Source organism: Streptomyces sp. NPDC001373 (assembly GCF_042895815.1).
Lineage (GTDB): Bacteria > Actinomycetota > Actinomycetes > Streptomycetales > Streptomycetaceae > Streptomyces.
In genome coordinates, this window is the sequence record NZ_JBIAWQ010000005.1 from 161,032 (window position 1) to 175,978 (window position 14,947).

14 protein-coding genes and 1 riboswitch are annotated in these 14,947 nt (G+C 74.3%); of the genes, 6 read left to right on the top strand and 8 right to left on the bottom strand.

Features of this window, described 5'->3' with window-relative positions:
- Window positions 1-46: 46 nt before the first annotated feature.
- The 3 genes from ACFY15_RS14045 to ACFY15_RS14055 all read left to right on the top strand — a co-directional run bounded on the left by ACFY15_RS14045 (window position 47) and on the right by ACFY15_RS14055 (window position 4,108).
- Window positions 47-2,158 carry a phage holin family protein gene (locus ACFY15_RS14045; RefSeq protein WP_390825562.1) on the top strand — a complete coding sequence of 704 codons (2,112 nt, stop codon included), beginning with the start codon at window positions 47-49 and terminating at the stop codon, window positions 2,156-2,158.
- A gap of 75 nt (window positions 2,159-2,233) precedes the next feature.
- Window positions 2,234-3,655, top strand: a complete 1,422-nt coding sequence (locus ACFY15_RS14050; protein ID WP_390689448.1) for an amino acid permease — start codon at window positions 2,234-2,236, stop codon at window positions 3,653-3,655.
- 105 nt (window positions 3,656-3,760) lie between these two features.
- Complete coding sequence (locus tag ACFY15_RS14055; protein ID WP_390825563.1) at window positions 3,761-4,108, top strand: hypothetical protein; 348 nt, start codon at window positions 3,761-3,763, stop codon at window positions 4,106-4,108.
- 83 nt (window positions 4,109-4,191) lie between these two features.
- Here the strand turns inward: ACFY15_RS14055 and ACFY15_RS14060 are convergent, their stop codons facing one another.
- Window positions 4,192-5,772: an RNA polymerase sigma factor gene (locus ACFY15_RS14060; protein ID WP_390689450.1), complete on the bottom strand. Its 1,581-nt coding sequence runs from the start codon at window positions 5,770-5,772 to the stop codon at window positions 4,192-4,194.
- Between the two features lie 249 nt (window positions 5,773-6,021).
- Entirely contained in the window at window positions 6,022-6,783 is a 762-nt protein-coding gene (locus ACFY15_RS14065; RefSeq protein ID WP_390689451.1) for an SAM-dependent methyltransferase, read from the bottom strand.
- 70 nt (window positions 6,784-6,853) lie between these two features.
- Window positions 6,854-6,953, top strand: a riboswitch (ZMP/ZTP riboswitch).
- Window positions 6,954-7,013: 60 nt separating this feature from the next.
- Here ACFY15_RS14065 and ACFY15_RS14070 point away from each other — a divergent pair.
- The gene (locus tag ACFY15_RS14070) at window positions 7,014-7,859 is read left to right on the top strand and encodes a bifunctional 5,10-methylenetetrahydrofolate dehydrogenase/5,10-methenyltetrahydrofolate cyclohydrolase (protein ID WP_390689463.1); all 846 of its coding nucleotides are present in this window, start codon (window positions 7,014-7,016) and stop codon (window positions 7,857-7,859) included.
- A 225-nt stretch (window positions 7,860-8,084) separates the two neighbouring features.
- Here ACFY15_RS14070 and ACFY15_RS14075 read toward each other — a convergent pair whose 3' ends face one another.
- From ACFY15_RS14075 to ACFY15_RS14085, 3 genes are all read right to left on the bottom strand, one after another.
- Window positions 8,085-9,281, bottom strand: coding sequence for an MAB_1171c family putative transporter (locus ACFY15_RS14075; protein WP_390689452.1), 1,197 nt, complete (start codon window positions 9,279-9,281; stop codon window positions 8,085-8,087).
- Window positions 9,278-10,756, bottom strand: coding sequence for an NAD(P)/FAD-dependent oxidoreductase (locus tag ACFY15_RS14080; RefSeq protein ID WP_390689453.1), 1,479 nt, complete (start codon window positions 10,754-10,756; stop codon window positions 9,278-9,280). The genes ACFY15_RS14075 and ACFY15_RS14080 overlap by 4 nt, the downstream gene beginning before the upstream one ends.
- 98 nt (window positions 10,757-10,854) lie before the next feature.
- Window positions 10,855-11,418 carry a toxin-antitoxin system, toxin component gene (locus tag ACFY15_RS14085; protein WP_390689454.1) on the bottom strand — a complete coding sequence of 188 codons (564 nt, stop codon included), beginning with the start codon at window positions 11,416-11,418 and terminating at the stop codon, window positions 10,855-10,857.
- A gap of 372 nt (window positions 11,419-11,790) precedes the next feature.
- On the opposite strand from ACFY15_RS14085, the gene ACFY15_RS14090 reads away from it, so the two are divergent.
- Window positions 11,791-12,216 (top strand): hypothetical protein, encoded by a 426-nt coding sequence (locus ACFY15_RS14090; protein ID WP_390689455.1) that lies wholly within the window; start codon window positions 11,791-11,793, stop codon window positions 12,214-12,216.
- Between the two features lie 14 nt (window positions 12,217-12,230).
- Here the strand turns inward: ACFY15_RS14090 and ACFY15_RS14095 are convergent, their stop codons facing one another.
- Window positions 12,231-13,034 carry a helix-turn-helix domain-containing protein gene (locus ACFY15_RS14095; protein ID WP_390689456.1) on the bottom strand — a complete coding sequence of 268 codons (804 nt, stop codon included), beginning with the start codon at window positions 13,032-13,034 and terminating at the stop codon, window positions 12,231-12,233.
- Between the two features lie 190 nt (window positions 13,035-13,224).
- Between ACFY15_RS14095 and ACFY15_RS14100 the strand changes: the two genes are divergently transcribed.
- Window positions 13,225-13,530, top strand: coding sequence for a 4a-hydroxytetrahydrobiopterin dehydratase (locus tag ACFY15_RS14100; RefSeq protein WP_390689457.1), 306 nt, complete (start codon window positions 13,225-13,227; stop codon window positions 13,528-13,530).
- Between the two features lie 22 nt (window positions 13,531-13,552).
- Here the strand turns inward: ACFY15_RS14100 and ACFY15_RS14105 are convergent, their stop codons facing one another.
- Both ACFY15_RS14105 and ACFY15_RS14110 read right to left on the bottom strand, forming a co-directional pair.
- On the bottom strand, window positions 13,553-14,044 hold the full coding sequence (locus ACFY15_RS14105) for an RICIN domain-containing protein (protein WP_390689458.1): 492 nt from the start codon (window positions 14,042-14,044) through the stop codon (window positions 13,553-13,555).
- 7 nt (window positions 14,045-14,051) lie between these two features.
- On the bottom strand, window positions 14,052-14,894 hold the full coding sequence (locus ACFY15_RS14110; protein ID WP_390825564.1) for an aldo/keto reductase: 843 nt from the start codon (window positions 14,892-14,894) through the stop codon (window positions 14,052-14,054).
- Window positions 14,895-14,947: the final 53 nt, after the last annotated feature.

Here is a 14,947-nt window from a genome sequence, read left to right on the forward strand (position 1 = left end):
CGCGGGCACCCCGGACGGAGTCCGGGGGAGACACGAGGCGGCTGTCATGGGGCGGTGGCGAGGGCGCTGGAGGTGGCGGGCCGCCGGCGGCGCACTGGTACGGATCCTGATCGTGTGGGTGGTCTCCACGCTCACCCTGCTCGTCCTCGCCGCGATCCTGCCCGACTTCCGCCTCCAGTCCGCCGACGGCGACAGCATCACCCGCGTCGGGCTGACCGCCGCCTGGGGCGCCGGGGCCTTCGGCCTGCTGACCGCCCTGGTCTGGCCGGTCGTGGTCCGGGCCCTGCTGCTGGTGCCCGCCCTGGTGCTCGGGGTGCTCGTCTTCTTCCTCAACGGCTCCCTCCTGCTCATGGCCCTCAGCCTGATCCCCGAGGGGCGCGGCGCGGAGGTCGCTCCGCAGACGGCGGTGGTCGTCGCCGCGGTGATGTCCGCCGTCGCCTCGGCCACCTCGACCGCCCTCGCGGTCCGCGACGACGAGGCCTACCGGCGCCGGCTGTACCGGCTCGCCGCCCGGCGCCGCCGCCGCTCCGGGGCGCCCCCGGGCGCCGCCGCCCCGGGGCTGGTCTTCCTCCAGCTCGACGGGGTCGGGTACCGGGAGCTGTGCCGGGCGGCGGCCGGCGGGCTGATGCCGACGGTGGCCGGCTGGCTGGACGGCAGCCACCGGATCATGCCCTGGCGCACGGACTGGTCCAGCCAGACCGGCGCCAGCCAGCTCGGGATCCTGCACGGCTCCACCTTCGACGTCCCGGCCTTCCGCTGGTACGAGAAGGAGACCGGCGAGGTGATGGTCTGCAACCGGCCCACCAGCGCCGCCGAACTCCAGCGCCGTGCCGTGGAGCGCGCCCGGCATGGCGGGCTGCTCTCCCTGGACGGGGCCAGCCGGGGCAACCTCTTCAGCGGGGGCGCCGACCAGCTGGCGCTGGTGCTCTCGGTCGCGGCCCGGCGCGGGCGCGCCAACCGCTCCCGCGCGGGCTACTTCGCGTACTTCTCCGACCCGGCCAACGCCGTCCGCACCGCCCTGTCCTTCGTCGCCGAGGCGGCCCGGGAGGTCGGCCAGTCGCTGCGCTCACGGCTGCGCGACGACCACCCCCGGGTGGCGCGCGGCGGGCTGTACCCGCTGATCAGGGCCTTCGCGACGGTCGTCGAGCGGGACGTGGTGGTCGCGGCGGTGATCGGGGACCTGCTCGCCGGCCGGGCGTCGGTCTACGCCGACCTGGTGGCCTACGACGAGGTCGCCCACCACTCCGGCCCGCACGGCCGGGACACCGACCGGGTGCTCGCCCGGCTCGACCGGAGCCTCGCGCTGATCGCCCGGGTCGCCGAGCACGCGCCGCGCGAGTACCGCTTCGTCCTGCTGTCGGACCACGGCCAGAGCCCGGGGGAGACCTTCCTCGGCCGCTACGGGCTCAGCCTGGAGGACCTGGTCCGGGCGGGCTGCGGGCTGCCCGTGTCCCGCCGGGCCGGCCGCACCCACAGCGGGGCCGAGGCCAGGGCCGCGGTGCTGGCCGCCCTGCACCGGCCGGTGGAGGAGGGTGGGGAGGAGGCCCGCCCCGGCCCGGGCCCGGACCCGGTGGTGCTGGCCTCCGGCAACCTCGGGCTGATCTCCTTCCCCGACCTGCCGGGCCGGGCCACCCGCCGGCGGATCGAGCGGGCCCACCCCGCCCTGCTGCCCACCCTCGCCAACCACCCGGGGGTGGGCTTCCTGCTGGTCGACGGCGAGGTGCTGGGCCCGGACGGGGCCTCGGCGCGGCTCGACGCGCCCGGGGCGGCGGAGGAGGTACTGGCGGCGTTCGGTCCGGGGGCGGCGGACGCGGTCCGCCGGACGGACTCCTTCCCGCACGTCGCCGACGTCATGGTCAACTCGGCGTACGACCCCCGCACCGGAGCCGTGCACGCCTTCGAGGAGCAGATCGGCTCGCACGGCGGCCTGGGCGGGGAACAGGGGCGCCCCTTCCTGATGTGGCCGACGGACCTGTCGCCCCCGGACACGGAGCTGGTGGGCGCGGAAGCGGTGCACGAGGTGCTGCGCCGCTGGCTGCGCGAATCGGACGGACCGCAGGTGCCCCTCCCGGCCCGACGGGAGGATCCCCGGCCGGAGGGCGGTTCAAGCGGAATCTTTCCGTCCGCAGAGGGTCGGGGGCCGGATGAAAGCCGGTGATTTGGTGCGGACTTCCCGGTGGTCAACCATGTGTTCACCTGCCCACCATGTGAGATATACAGAGGCGCACCACCGATGACCAGCACCGCAGCCCCGCCCACTGAGGAAAGCACCGCCCCCGGGGCCGCCGGAACCCGTGAGCACGCCACCCCCGGGCAGGACGGGGCGCCCGCACCGGCCGACCGGCACGCCCGCCGCTTCGGCCTCCCCGTCGCCGTCTGCCTGGTCATGGGCAACGTGATCGGCGGCGGGATCTTCCTGCTCCCCGCCTCGGTGGCGCCGTTCGGCACCATCAGCCTGCTCTCCTTCGCCGTCCTGACCCTCGGCGCCATCGCCCTGGCCCTGGTCTTCGGCCGCCTCGCCCAGCGCCACCCGCAGACCGGCGGGCCCTACGTCTACGTGCGGGCCGCCTTCGGCGACTTCGCGGGCTTCCTCGCCGCGTACAGCTACTGGATGACGGCCTGGGTCTCGAACGCCGCCCTCGCCGTGGCCTCCGTCGGCTACCTCGCCGTGCTCTTCCCGGCGGTGGGGGCCCACAAGTGGTCGATGTGCCTGGCGGCCCTCGTCGTCCAGTGGCTGCCGGCCCTCTCCAACCTGGCCGGCACCCGGTACGTGGGCGCGGTCCAGGTGGTCGCGACCGTCCTGAAGCTGGTCCCGCTGCTGCTGGTGGCCGTGGGCGGGCTGTTCTTCTTCGACCCGGCCAACCTCGGCCCCTTCCAGGCCACCGGCCAGAGCCCGGTCGGGGCGGTCTCCGCGTCCGCCGCGATCCTGCTCTTCAGCTACATCGGCGTCGAGTCCGCCGCCGTCAGCGCCGGCGAGGTCCGCGATCCGGCCCGCAACGTCGGCCGGGCCACCGTCCTCGGCACCGTCGGCGCCGCCACCGTCTACCTGCTCGGCACCCTCGCCGTCTTCGGCCTGGTCGCCCACGACAGACTGGTCTCCTCCCAGGCCCCCTTCACCGACGCCGTCGACGCGATGTTCGGCGGCACCTGGGGCGGCACCCTGGTCGCCGGCGCCGCCGTGATCTCGATGGTCGGCGCCCTCAACGGCTGGACCCTCCTCGGCGCGCAGACCCCGTACGCGGCCGCGCGCGACGGGCTCTTCCCGAAGGTCTTCGAGAAGAAGCAGCGCGGGGTCCCGGTGGCCGGCGTCCTGGTCACGGTCGTGCTGGCCTCCGCCCTGACCGTCTACAACTACACGGCCGGCTCCGCGGGCGTCTTCGAGGCACTGGTCCTGATCACCACCTTCACCGCGACCGTCCCCTACCTGCTCTCCACCGCCGCCCAGCTGTACTTCCTGGCCTCGGGCCAGTCGGAGCGGGTCCGGCGCGGGCAGCTGGTGCGCGACGGCGTCCTCGCCGGCGTGGCCTTCGCCTTCTCGATGTGGCTGGTCGCCGGATCCGGGTACGCGGCCGTCTACCAGGGCGTGCTGTTCCTCTTCGCGGGCGTCCTGGTTTACGCCCTGATGTCCGCCCGCAAGCGCCGCGCGACCGCCTGACCGCGGAGGGCCGTCACCCGGACGGCCCACCCCGGATGCCGCCGCCGTCACGCCGGGGCAGTCTGTGGCCATCGACCGTCGCCACCCACAGACGAGGACCGCGCCATGTCCCAGATCCGGCGTATCGGCGTCATGACCGGGGTTGCAGCCCTCCTGCTGGCCGGCACCGCGTGCTCGGCGGGCCGGACCACGGTGGGCATGCTCACCTTCAGGGGCCACGACTCCCCCGTGGAGGTCAGCTACTCCAACACCTCCGTGCAGGGCTGCCACCGCATCGGCATGCCGCACGGGGCCACGCACGTCGCGAACAACACCCTCGTCGACGTGATCCTGTACCGGACGCCGGACTGCCGGCCCGGCGAGCAGGGGGACGGGATCTACGTCGCGACCACCCTGTCGAACGTGACGGCCCCCTCCAGCCTGCCGTGGCGCAGCTGGAGCGTCGTCCACTGACCCCTCCCGGCCCGGAACCCCGGGCCGGGAACGGCGGAGCCCCCGGCCTGGCGGCCGGGGGCTCCGTGCGTGTCCGGTGCGGATCAGTCCAGGTAGTCGCGCAGGACCTGCGAACGCGACGGGTGGCGCAGCTTCGACATGGTCTTGGACTCGATCTGGCGGATGCGCTCACGGGTCACCCCGTACACCCGGCCGATCTCGTCCAGCGTCTTCGGCTGGCCGTCGTTGAGGCCGTAGCGCATGGAGACCACGCCCGCCTCGCGCTCCGAGAGCGTGCCCAGGATCGACTGGAGCTGCTCCTGGAGGAAGGTGAAGGACACCGCGTCCGCCGGTACGACCGCCTCGGAGTCCTCGATGAGGTCACCGAACTCGCTGTCGCCCTCCTCGCCCAGGGGGGTGTGCAGCGAGATCGGCTCACGGCCGTACTTCTGGACCTCGATGACCTTCTCCGGGGTCATGTCGAGCTCCTTGCCCAGCTCCTCCGGCGTGGGCTCGCGGCCCAGGTCCTGGAGCATCTGGCGCTGCACGCGGGCGAGCTTGTTGATGATCTCGACCATGTGCACGGGGATGCGGATGGTGCGGGACTGGTCGGCCATGGCACGCGTGATCGCCTGCCGGATCCACCAGGTCGCGTACGTGGAGAACTTGAAGCCCTTGGTGTAGTCGAACTTCTCCACGGCGCGGATCAGGCCGACGTTGCCCTCCTGGATCAGGTCCAGGAAGAGCATGCCGCGGCCCGTGTAGCGCTTGGCCAGGGAGACCACGAGGCGGAGGTTGGCCTCCAGCAGGTGGTTCTTGGCGCGGCGGCCGTCCTCGACGAGGATCTCCAGCTCGCGCTTGAACGCGGGCTTGTGGTCCTCCTCCTCTTCGAGCTTGTACTCGGAGAAGAGGCCCGCCTCGATGCGCTTGGCGAGCTCGACCTCCTGCTCGGCGTTGAGCAGCGGCACCTTTCCGATGAGCTTGAGGTAGTCCTTGACCGGGTCGGCGGTGGCGCCGGCCACCATGACGGTCTGCGCCGGGGCGTCGTCCTCGTCCTCGTCGGACAGCACGAAGCCCTGGCCGCCGGCCTTGGGGGCCTCTTCCTCGGTCTCGTCGGCGAGGTCCTCGACCGCCCAGTCCTCACCCTCGACGACCGGGTTCTCGGCGTCGTCGGCGTCCTTGGCGGTGGTCTTCTTCGCGGTGGTCTTCTTGGTGGCCGTGGCCTTCTTGGCCGCGGTCTTCTTGACCGTGCGCTTCTTGGGCTCGGCGGCGGCCTCGGCCGACACCTCCTGCGACGCGGCGGCCGACGGAGCGGATATCGCCGCGGCGGCGGCCGGGGCGGCGGCGACGGAGGCCTTGCGCGCGCCGATGGGGCGCGGCGCGGCGGCCGCCTTCTTCGTCACGGTGCGGGCCGGGGCGGCGGCTGCCTTGCGGGGCTTCTTGGCAGCAGCCTTGGTGGCGGGGGCGGCGCTGACGTGGAGGGCGACACCCTCCTCGTCCAGGACCTGGTTCAGGCTGCGCAGGACCCGCTTCCACTGGTCCACCGGGATGCGGCCGGCCTCGAAGGCCTGGCGCACATCGTCACCGTTGATGTGACCCTGCTCGCGGCCGCGCTCGACGAGCGCGACGAGGGCCTCCGATTCGGCGATCTCCGGAGGAAACGTACGGGACGGGCTGAGCGACACAAGGAGCCTCTCGTTGCGAACAGATAAGGGGTGAGCGGGAATCATCGCGCGGACTCGGGAAACAGTCCCCGGAGGGGCTGTATTCCGGGGCCGCACGAGGACACCTGTCGGTTCATCGCCTGCCCGAGTCGATTCGTTACGCGCTGAATTGAGTGACCTGCGCCACGCTGTGTCCGGGCAACCGATCCGGCGCGGCTGCGTCCGCCCCGGACCCGTGCCGGATCCGCCTCGCGCGCACGTCCACCCGCGTCAGTCCGGCTTGCGGGCCTCGATGAGGAACCGGGAGGTGTGCGCGACGAACGGGCCGTCGCGCTCGATCCGTTCGTGGAGCTCCCGCAGCCGGTCCCGGTACTGCCCGACCGTGAAGCCGGGCACCATCCAGATCACCTTCCTCAGGAAGTAGATCACGGCTCCGACGTCGTGGAACTCCGTGCGGAGCCGCTCGGAGCGGAGGTCGACCACCTCCAGGCCCGCGTTGCGGGCGTCGGCGACCGCGTCGTCGGGGTGCCGGGCGCGCCGCACCTCCTCCGGCTGCGGACCGAGGAAGTACTCGACCAGCTCGAACACGCTCGCCGGGCCGACCTGCTGCGAGAAGTACGTGCCTCCCGGCGTCAGCACCCGGGCGATCTCCTCCCACCAGATGGTCACCGGGTGCCGGCTCGCCACCAGCTCGAAGGCCGCGCCGCCGAAGGGCAGCGGCGGCTCGTCGGTATCCGCCACCACCACGGCGCCCAGCGGGTGCAGCAGCCGGGTGGCCCGCTCGATGTTCGGGGGCCAGGACTCCGTGGCCGCCGTCAGAGGCGGCAGGGGGCCCGCTCCGGCCAGGACCTCGCCGCCGCCCGTCTGGATGTCCAGGGCCGAGCGGACCCGGGACAGGTGCTCGCGCAGCAGCCGCTGGTACCCCCAGGAGGGCCGCTGCTCGGTGGCCCGGCCGTCGAGCCAGGAGAAGTCCCATCCGTCCACCGAGACGGTTTCCGCCTCGGCGACGAGATGGTCGAAAGTGCGCGTCATGTCTCGATCGTCCCAGGCCGGGCGCCGGTCATCCACCGGATATCCGTGCGGGACGGGTCGACTACAGTGGGAGCAGGGCCGTGACTGGCGTTCGGGTGGATCACCACCGGGGAGCGGCCCGGCGTACGCACCTCCCCGTACGTCGACTGCCGCGCGCCTGGGCGAACCGCGATCCGCAGCGACGTTCAGGAGACCCCGTGACGACTGCCCCCACCGCCACCGCCCAGCTCATGGACGGCACCGCCCTCGCGCGCCGCATCTCGGAGCAGACCGCCGCCCTCGCGGCGAAGATCACCGAGCGCACCGGCACCGCGCCCTGCCTGGCCACCGTCCTGGTCGGCGAGGACCCCGCGTCGGTCACGTACGTGCGCATGAAGCAGAACCGTTGCGCCAAGGCGGGCATCACCTCCCGCCACGTGGCCCTTCCGGCCGAGACCACCACCGAGGAGCTCGTCGCCACGATCACGGCCCTCTCCGAGGACCCCGCGATCAGCGGCATCCTGCTCCAGCACCCCGTCCCGCACCACATCGACGAGCGGGCCGCCTTCGAGGCCATCGCCCCGGGCAAGGACGTCGACGGGGTCACCATGCACTCCTTCGCCGCCATGGGCTTCGGCCTGCCGGGCTTCGTCTCCTGCACCCCCGGCGGCATCATGCGCCTGCTGGCCGCGTACGACGTGGACCTCACCGGCAAGCACGCCGTCGTGGTCGGCCGCAGCGCGATCCTGGGCAAGCCGGCCGGCATGCTGCTGCTGGAGCAGAACGCCACCGTCACCTACTGCCACTCCCGCACCAAGGACCTGTCCTCGATCGTCCGCCAGGCGGACGTCCTGGTCGCCGCGGTCGGCAAGGCCGAGTTCATCCGGGGCGAGGACATCAAGCCGGGCGCCGTGGTCCTGGACGCCGGCTACAACGAGGGCAACGTCGGCGACGTCCACTTCGAGTCGGCCGCCGCTCGCGCCTCCCTGATCACCCCGGTGCCCGGCGGTGTGGGCCCGATGACCATCGCGGTCCTGCTGGAGCAGACCGTGCACGCGGCGGCCGCCCAGGCCGGCCTGGACATCGCGGAGCTCTGAGCCGGCCTCCCTCCCGTACGACGAGCGCCCCGGGACCCGGAGAACCCGGGGCGCCCGTCGTCCCCGGAGCGGGGCATCCGGCGCCGAGGCGCGGCCCCCACGCGGCGGACCGGCCGGCGGCGTGTCCGCAGCCGGCGGACCGGCTGCGGACGAGCCGGCCGTCCCCGGAGGGACCGGCGCCCCGGAGGGACCGGCCGTCCCCGCCGCGCTGCGATCCGTCGGCCCTCACCCCCCGGGTGGTTCCAGGGCCCCGCGGCGGGCCGCCGCCACCACCGGGGAGCTGCGGAACGCCCGGGCCAGGGCGGTCAGCGGATGGCAGCCGATCGGAGGGGGAGGGGCGGGGTCCGCCGGCCCGCTCCCAGCCCCGGTGCGCTCCTCCCGTTCGGCGGCGGCCCGGGCATGGCAGGCGGCGGCCAGCATCGCCGCGTCCGCCACGACCGCGGCGCCCTCCGCGTCCAGGCCCTGGCCGCGCGCGGCCTCCAGGGCCGTGGACCGTACGGCCGGGTCGCACCAGCCTGCCAGGGCCAGCAGCCCGTCGGCGATCACCGACTCGCGGTGCACCAGCCGGATCGCCGGCGGGGACCACCAGGTCAGCGGCACCGTCGTCACGCTGCGGGAGGCGAACCCGCGCAGCGCCTTCCACAGCGGCCGCAGCCGCCGGTACTGGCTGAGGTCCCGCCAGGCCGACGACCCGCCGAGCACCGGCACCACGAACCCCGACCCCACCAGCAGCGCCGCCGCCGAGGCCAGCGGCGGGGCCACGTCCGTGGACAGCGCGTCCCAGTCGCGGCCCGCCCAGCGGGCACCGACCGCCGCCCACTTCGCGACGAGGTAGCCGAGGTCCAGCACCCCGCCGAGCGTCAGCAGGGCCAGCCCCGTGCGCAGCGGCCGCAGCGCGGGGTCCACGCGCAGCATCCACTTCAGGGAGAGCACGCTCAGCGCCGTGCTGCCGACCGTGTGCGCCAGCAGGTAGCACACGATCATCTCGCGCAGCCAGGGCGTGTTCGCGTAGTACGTGTCCAGGTCCCGCAGCCGCTCGACCGGCGCGTCCCCCACCGCGAACAGCACCGCGATCAGCACGGTCACCGTGCCGAAGGCGCCCACCGTCAGCCGGGTGGCCCGCCGCAGGCCCGCCGCCGGGCGCCCCGACCAGTGCAGGATCAGCACGACCGAGGCCCCCGAGAAGGCGGTCAGGACCCCGTACACGAGCGGGGCGGCGAAGTTGACGACGCCGGTGAGCTCGTTGACCGCCGCCAGCGAGGGCGGCGCCGCCAGGAACGTCAGCAGGACGCCGACCACGAGCAGCGCGCACACGGCCCGCATGATCGGCTGGTCCCAGCCCCGGCGGATGGCCGGGGCCTTGATCAGCAGGGCCAGCGCCATCACCGAGCCGGCCAGGTAGAGGACCAGCCCGTACCTCACAGCGAGCGGCCCGCGGGACCGGCCTCCCGGGCCGGGCCGTCGGCGCCGGCGCGGCCGTCCGGGAGCCGCGCCCCCGCCGGCCGGTCGAGCCCGGCCACCGTCCGCTCGGCGGCCGTCAGCGGCGGGGCCTTGAGGGCGCCCCGCGCGGAGGACCGCAGCACCCGCCAGAGCACCTCCGGGCGGAACCAGGCGGTGGGCGGGCTGGTCATGGTGATCACCTCGAAGAACGCGGCCGTGAGCGGCTCCTCGACGGTGGCTCCGGCCATCAGCCGGTTGACGTACGCGTCCAGCAGGCCCGACCCCGGCTTCGGCCGCATGCCCGTGGCGCCCGGGTAGAGGATGTCCTGCGAGGTGGCCAGGGTCCAGGCGGCGGCCACCTGCGGGGTGAGCGCGCGCTGCGCCGCGTTGCCGAAGCCGGGCCGGGACAGGCCCCCGGAGCGCAGCAGGGCACGGACGGCGAGCAGCCCCCTGGCGGCGACCGTCATGCCCTGGCCGTAGAGCGGGTTGAAGGTCGCGACGGAGTCCCCGACGGCGAAGAAGCCGTCGGGCAGGTCCGCCTTCTCGAAATGGAGGCGCCGGTTCGCGGTGCTCTGGGTGACGGCGACGTCCGTGAGGGGGATGCGTCCTTCCAGGAGCCGCCCCACGATCGGGTCGCGCAGGTCCTTGGCGAACGGGATGAAGGCATCGGGGTCCCCGGTCGGCTGCCCGCCCCGGGTGCCGGACAGGGTGGCCTGCCACTGGCCGTTCTCGATGGGGACGATCGTCGCGGTGCGCCCGGGGACGGGAACCCGCGGGTCGGACTGGACGTTGACGATGGGGAAGCCCAGCGCGTGCGCCCCTTCGGGCGCCCGGAAGATCCGCGTCGCGTAGACGAGCCCGGAGTCGACCTCGGACTGGGGGACGGCTCCCGCTCCGAGCTCCTCCAGCCACAGCCGGGAGCGCGAGCCGCGCCCGCCGGCGTCGACGACCACGTCCGCCGGGACCAGCAGGCCCTCCTCCCGAGGGGTGTCGACGCGGACGCCGGTGATCCGCGCGGCCGTGCCCTCCAGGCCGCGCACCCGGGTGCGCTGGAGGACCTCGACCCCGGGGAGCGCGGTGACCCGGGCGCGGACCACCGAGTCGAGGAGGTCGCGGCTGCAGGAGACGGTGAACTGCTTCTCGCCGTAGCGCGGGAGCCAGCCGTGGGCGGTCATCGTGACCACGTCGGTGGGCAGCCGGCGGCGGATCGCCCCGGCCGACGTCCAGGCGTCCGTGATGCCCGGCAGTATCTCCTCGATGGCACGCGCCCCGCCCGACCACATCACGTGGACGTGCCGTGCCTGCGGCAGCCCGCGCCGGGGCTCCGGGCCCTCGGGGAGGGAGTCGGCGTCGATGATCGTGACCGTCGCGTGCTCGGAGAGGACGGCCGCCGTCAGGAGGCCGGCCATGCTGCCGCCGATGACGACGGCGTGGCGCGGCGGGGAGGACTGGGTCATCGTGTGGTGCTCTCTGTCAGGCCGCCCGGAACCCGGCGCAGGTCCGGCGGCGGCGCGGGCGAGTGAGTGGGGGCCGGCGGGCGTCCGGGGGCGGGCGCTCAACGGCTCCAGCCGAGCGAGGACTTGATCCGGTCGATGCCCTCCGGGGAGGGATCCTGCCGGGGCGGGGGCAGGTACGCCCTGAGGATCGTGCCGAGGTGCAGCCCGAAGGTCTCGGCCCGGATCTCCGCGGGGTCCTCGGAGTCGGCGCGCGCCGCCGCCTGCCGGACCACGGCGTCCAGCCCCGAGTCCGGGCGCAGCAGACCGGCGAGGCGGCCGCGGGGGCCGGCCAGGCGGGCGGCCGCGGCCATGCCCGGGCCGTGGCCGTCGCACGTGCCCTCCTCCAAGTGCCACAGCTCGTGGCAGGCGATGACGAGCTGGTGCTCGGGCCGGGTCCGCGCCTCGACGACGACCAGGTCGCGGTCCTCCAGCTCCAGCCACAGCCCGCTGGCCGTGTCCGGCGGGAAGGGGACGAGGCGGAACTCCACCGGCCGGCCGCCGCGGCGGCGCGCGTAGGCGCCGCACAGCCCGGCGATGATCTCGGGCGCCCCGGACGGCCGCGCGATCCGCGCGCCCGCCAGCAGGTCGGCCCCCAGCCTGCGCATGGTCCGGGTGGTCCTCATCGCGCTTCCCCTTCGGCGACGGCGACGGCGGCGGGCGACCGCTCCCGGCCGTGCGCGTCGCGACGGATGGCGGCTCGCACCGGGTGGTTCTCCTACGTCGACAGGGCGTTCGAGGGGGCTCGGTGCGGTGAAGCCTAGCCGCCGCTCCCGCGCCGAACCAGCGCAACCCCAACATTGGCGTCATACGGACGAGTAGCGTTCCGGCCGCCCCGAACGAGCCCTTCCGGGACCGCCCGCGGGCCATGACCCCGGAGGTAATCGACCCCGCCGAGCCCCCGGCGGCACAGTGGGGCCATCGGGTTCCGGGGCCGCGCACTCGGCCCCGGAACCCGCCCCTACGGCACACTTCGACCCCAGTGGAGGCTGACCGCCATGTCCGCGAACCTGCTGTCCGGCTTCGTCCGCACCACCGTCCCGCAGACCGCGCTGCGCCGCTTCCTGGCCCTCGACGCCGTGGTCACCACCGGCAACGGCCTCGCCTACGCCGTCTTCTCCGGTCCGCTGGGCCGCCTGCTCGGCGTGGACCCGTCCGCCCTCTTCGCGCTGGGCCTCTTCCTCACCGCCTTCGGTGCCGGAGTCGGCCGGCTGGCCTCGCTCCGCCGCCCGCCGGCGCTCCCCGTACGGTTCGTCATCGAGGCCAACTACGCCTGGGCGGCCCTCAGCCTGGTCTCGCTCGCCGTCTGGTTCTCGCCCACGACGGCCGGGGCGGTGTGGATCCCGGCGCAGGCCCTCACCGTCGCCTCCTTCGCCCTCTTCCAGCAGCTGGCGCTGCGCGCGACCGCCCCCGCCGCCCGCTGAGGCGGGGAGCGCGGTCACCCCAGGGTGCGCAGGTACTTCACCGTCGCCGGGTCCGCCGGGAGGAAGGTCTCGATGGCCAGCTCGGCGACGGTCACGTCCATCGGCGTGTTGAAGGTGGAGATGGACGACACGAACGACAGCAGCTGCCCGTCGTGCTCGATGCGCAGGGGCAGCGCGATGTACGGGACGGGCTCGTCCGGTTCGGCGTCTCCCGGCCGCTCCGCCACCGGGTACGCGGCCACCTCCTCGTACAGGGCGCGCAGCGGCGCCGAGCGGGCCAGCGCGATCTGCCGCTCCATCTGGGCCAGCAGGTGGCCCCGCCACTCCCGCAGGTTGTGGATCCGCGGGGCGAGGCCCTCCGGGTGCAGCGTGAGCCGCATGGCGTTCAGCGGCGGCGCCAGCAGGTGCTCCGGCACCCCGTCCAGCAGCATCGCGATGCCCCGGTTGGCCGCGATCACCGTGTACGTCCCGTCCACGACCAGCGCCGGGTACGGCTCGTAGCCGGTCAGCAGCCGCTCCAGGCCCTCGCGCAGGGCGCCCATGGACGGGTCGTCGATCGGGGTGTGCGCGTACCGGGGCGCGTAACCGGCCGCCAGCAGAAGCGCGTTGCGTTCGCGCACCGGAACGTCGAGGTGGTCGGCGAGGCGCAGCACCATCTCCTCGCTGGGCCGCGAGCGGCCCGTCTCGATGAAGCTGATGTGCCGCGAGGAGGAGTCTGCGCGGCCCGCCAGCTCCAGCTGGCTGATCCCGCGCCGCACCCGCCAGGCGCGCAGCAGGGGGCCCACGGAAGTACCGTCCGCCGAGGTCGAGGTCGTCATGGGCACGACGTTAACGGAGGGACCCCGGGCGGGCCGGAGGCGTTCCGAGGTCCGGGACGGCGCGGCCGGCGGCCCGGGGGGACGCACCCGGGCGCACCGGCGCGGGAAGGGTTCGCTCCGGCGCGCACCGTGGGAAACTGACTGCACATCACGGATCAGAGACCGGGCAACGAGCACGAGGAGGCTGCGGATGCCGAGCGAACCGCTCTCGCAGAAGGAGATCGAGGACCGGCTCCGGGAACTCCCCGGCTGGGCCTTCGAGGACGACCGGATCCTGCGTACCTACCGGGTGGACACGCACCGCGCCGCCAGCGCGCTCGTGGTCCACATCTCCGTGGTCCAGGACGAGTTGAACCACCACTCCGACCTCACCCTCGGCTACAACACCGTCCGCCTCTCGGTGAACAGCCACGACGCCGGCGGCCGCGTCACCGAGAACGACTTCGCCCTGGCCGAACGCGTCGAGGCCCTCGCCCCCGCCCACGGCGCGAGCTGACCGCGGCCGGCCCCGGCGGGGGTCAGGCCGGCTCCAGCCGCCACCACTGCGACGGGGAGTCGGTGTCCTCGCCCTGCCGGGCCCGGCCCTCGCCGTCGGCCTCCAGCAGCAGGCCGCTGATGCACGCCACCAGGGAGACCACCCCCGGGTCCTCCAGGTGCTCCTCGACGATCCACTCCTGGGCGCCGAAGGCGTTGGCCCGCCACACCTGCACCCGCGCCCCGCTGTCCGTGGAGGCGTTCGCGACGTCGAGGCGCCGGCCGTTGTCCTCGCTCACCACGTGGAAGACACCGGAGCCGCCGTGCGTCGGCACGAGCCGCCACCGCCGGGCGGCCTCGGGCGCGGGCGGCCCGTCGGGGCCGACCCGCACCCGGGAGGCGCCCTCCAGCTGGAGCACCAGCCCGCTGCCCGCGTTGCGGATCAGGCAGACCCCCGCCCGCGGGCCGCCCGGGGGAGCGTCAGGGCCGGAAGCGCCCGAGGAGGCGGCGGAGCCGCCGGAGCGGGGAGCGTCCACGACCGCTTCAGACGTCGAAGACGGCCGGGTCGGGACCGATACGGCCCCCGTCCGCGCCCAGCGCGTCGAGCGCCGCGAGATCCTCGGCGTCCAGCTCGAACCCGAACACGTCCAGGTTCTCGCGGATCCGGGACGGGGTCACCGACTTCGGGATCACGATGGTGCCCAGCCGGAGGTGCCAGCGCAGCACCACCTGCGCCGCACTGCGCCCGTGCTTGGCGGCCACGGCGGCCACCGCCGGGAGCTCCAGCAGCTCCTTGCCCTGGCCGAGCGGGGACCAGGCCTCGGTCGCGATGCCGAGCGAGGCGTGCAGCGCGCGCAGTTCGGCCTGCGGGAACAGCGGGTGCAGTTCGACCTGGTTCACCGCCGGGACCAGGGGGCTCTCGGCCCCGAGCCGCTCCAGGTCCGCCGGGCGGAAGTTCGACACGCCGACGGCCCGGGCACGGCCGCTCGCCGCGATCTCCTCGAAGGTCTTCCAGATGGTGAGGAAGTCGTCGCGCATCGGGCGCGGCCAGTGGATCAGGTACAGGTCGACGTGGTCCAGGCCCAGCCTGCCGAGCGAGTCGTCGAAGGCGCGCAGCACCGCGTCCCGGTCCCAGCGCCGGTCCGGCCCGTTCCACAGCTTCGTGGTGACGAACAGCTCCTCGCGCGGCAGCCCGGAGCCGGTCACCGCCCGGCCCGTACCCCGCTCGTTGCCGTAGACGGCCGCCGTGTCGACGCTGCGGTAGCCGGCCTCCAGCGCACTCCCGACGACCCGTTCCGCCTCGTCGTCCGGCACCTGCCAGACGCCGAAGCCGAGCTGGGGCATCAGCGTGCCGTTGTTGAGCCTGATGTTCGGGACCTGGTTCACGGTGGGTGTTCCTCGGGGTCGGCGCGGATGCGGTGCGGTGCGCGGGACGGACG

Excerpts from the sequence above, each read along its gene's own strand:
- ACFY15_RS14055 (WP_390825563.1), top strand. The coding sequence starts at position 3,761 with ATGTCCCAGATCCGGCGTATCGGCGTCATGACCGGGGTTGCAGCCCTC.
- ACFY15_RS14080 (WP_390689453.1), bottom strand. The coding sequence starts at position 10,756 with ATGACCCAGTCCTCCCCGCCGCGCCACGCCGTCGTCATCGGCGGCAGC.
- ACFY15_RS14045 (WP_390825562.1), top strand. The coding sequence starts at position 47 with ATGGGGCGGTGGCGAGGGCGCTGGAGGTGGCGGGCCGCCGGCGGCGCA.
- ACFY15_RS14085 (WP_390689454.1), bottom strand. The coding sequence starts at position 11,418 with ATGAGGACCACCCGGACCATGCGCAGGCTGGGGGCCGACCTGCTGGCG.
- ACFY15_RS14065 (WP_390689451.1), bottom strand. The coding sequence starts at position 6,783 with ATGACGCGCACTTTCGACCATCTCGTCGCCGAGGCGGAAACCGTCTCG.
- ACFY15_RS14050 (WP_390689448.1), top strand. The coding sequence starts at position 2,234 with ATGACCAGCACCGCAGCCCCGCCCACTGAGGAAAGCACCGCCCCCGGG.
- ACFY15_RS14090 (WP_390689455.1), top strand. The coding sequence starts at position 11,791 with ATGTCCGCGAACCTGCTGTCCGGCTTCGTCCGCACCACCGTCCCGCAG.
- ACFY15_RS14070 (WP_390689463.1), top strand. The coding sequence starts at position 7,014 with ATGGACGGCACCGCCCTCGCGCGCCGCATCTCGGAGCAGACCGCCGCC.
- ACFY15_RS14095 (WP_390689456.1), bottom strand. The coding sequence starts at position 13,034 with ATGACGACCTCGACCTCGGCGGACGGTACTTCCGTGGGCCCCCTGCTG.
- ACFY15_RS14100 (WP_390689457.1), top strand. The coding sequence starts at position 13,225 with ATGCCGAGCGAACCGCTCTCGCAGAAGGAGATCGAGGACCGGCTCCGG.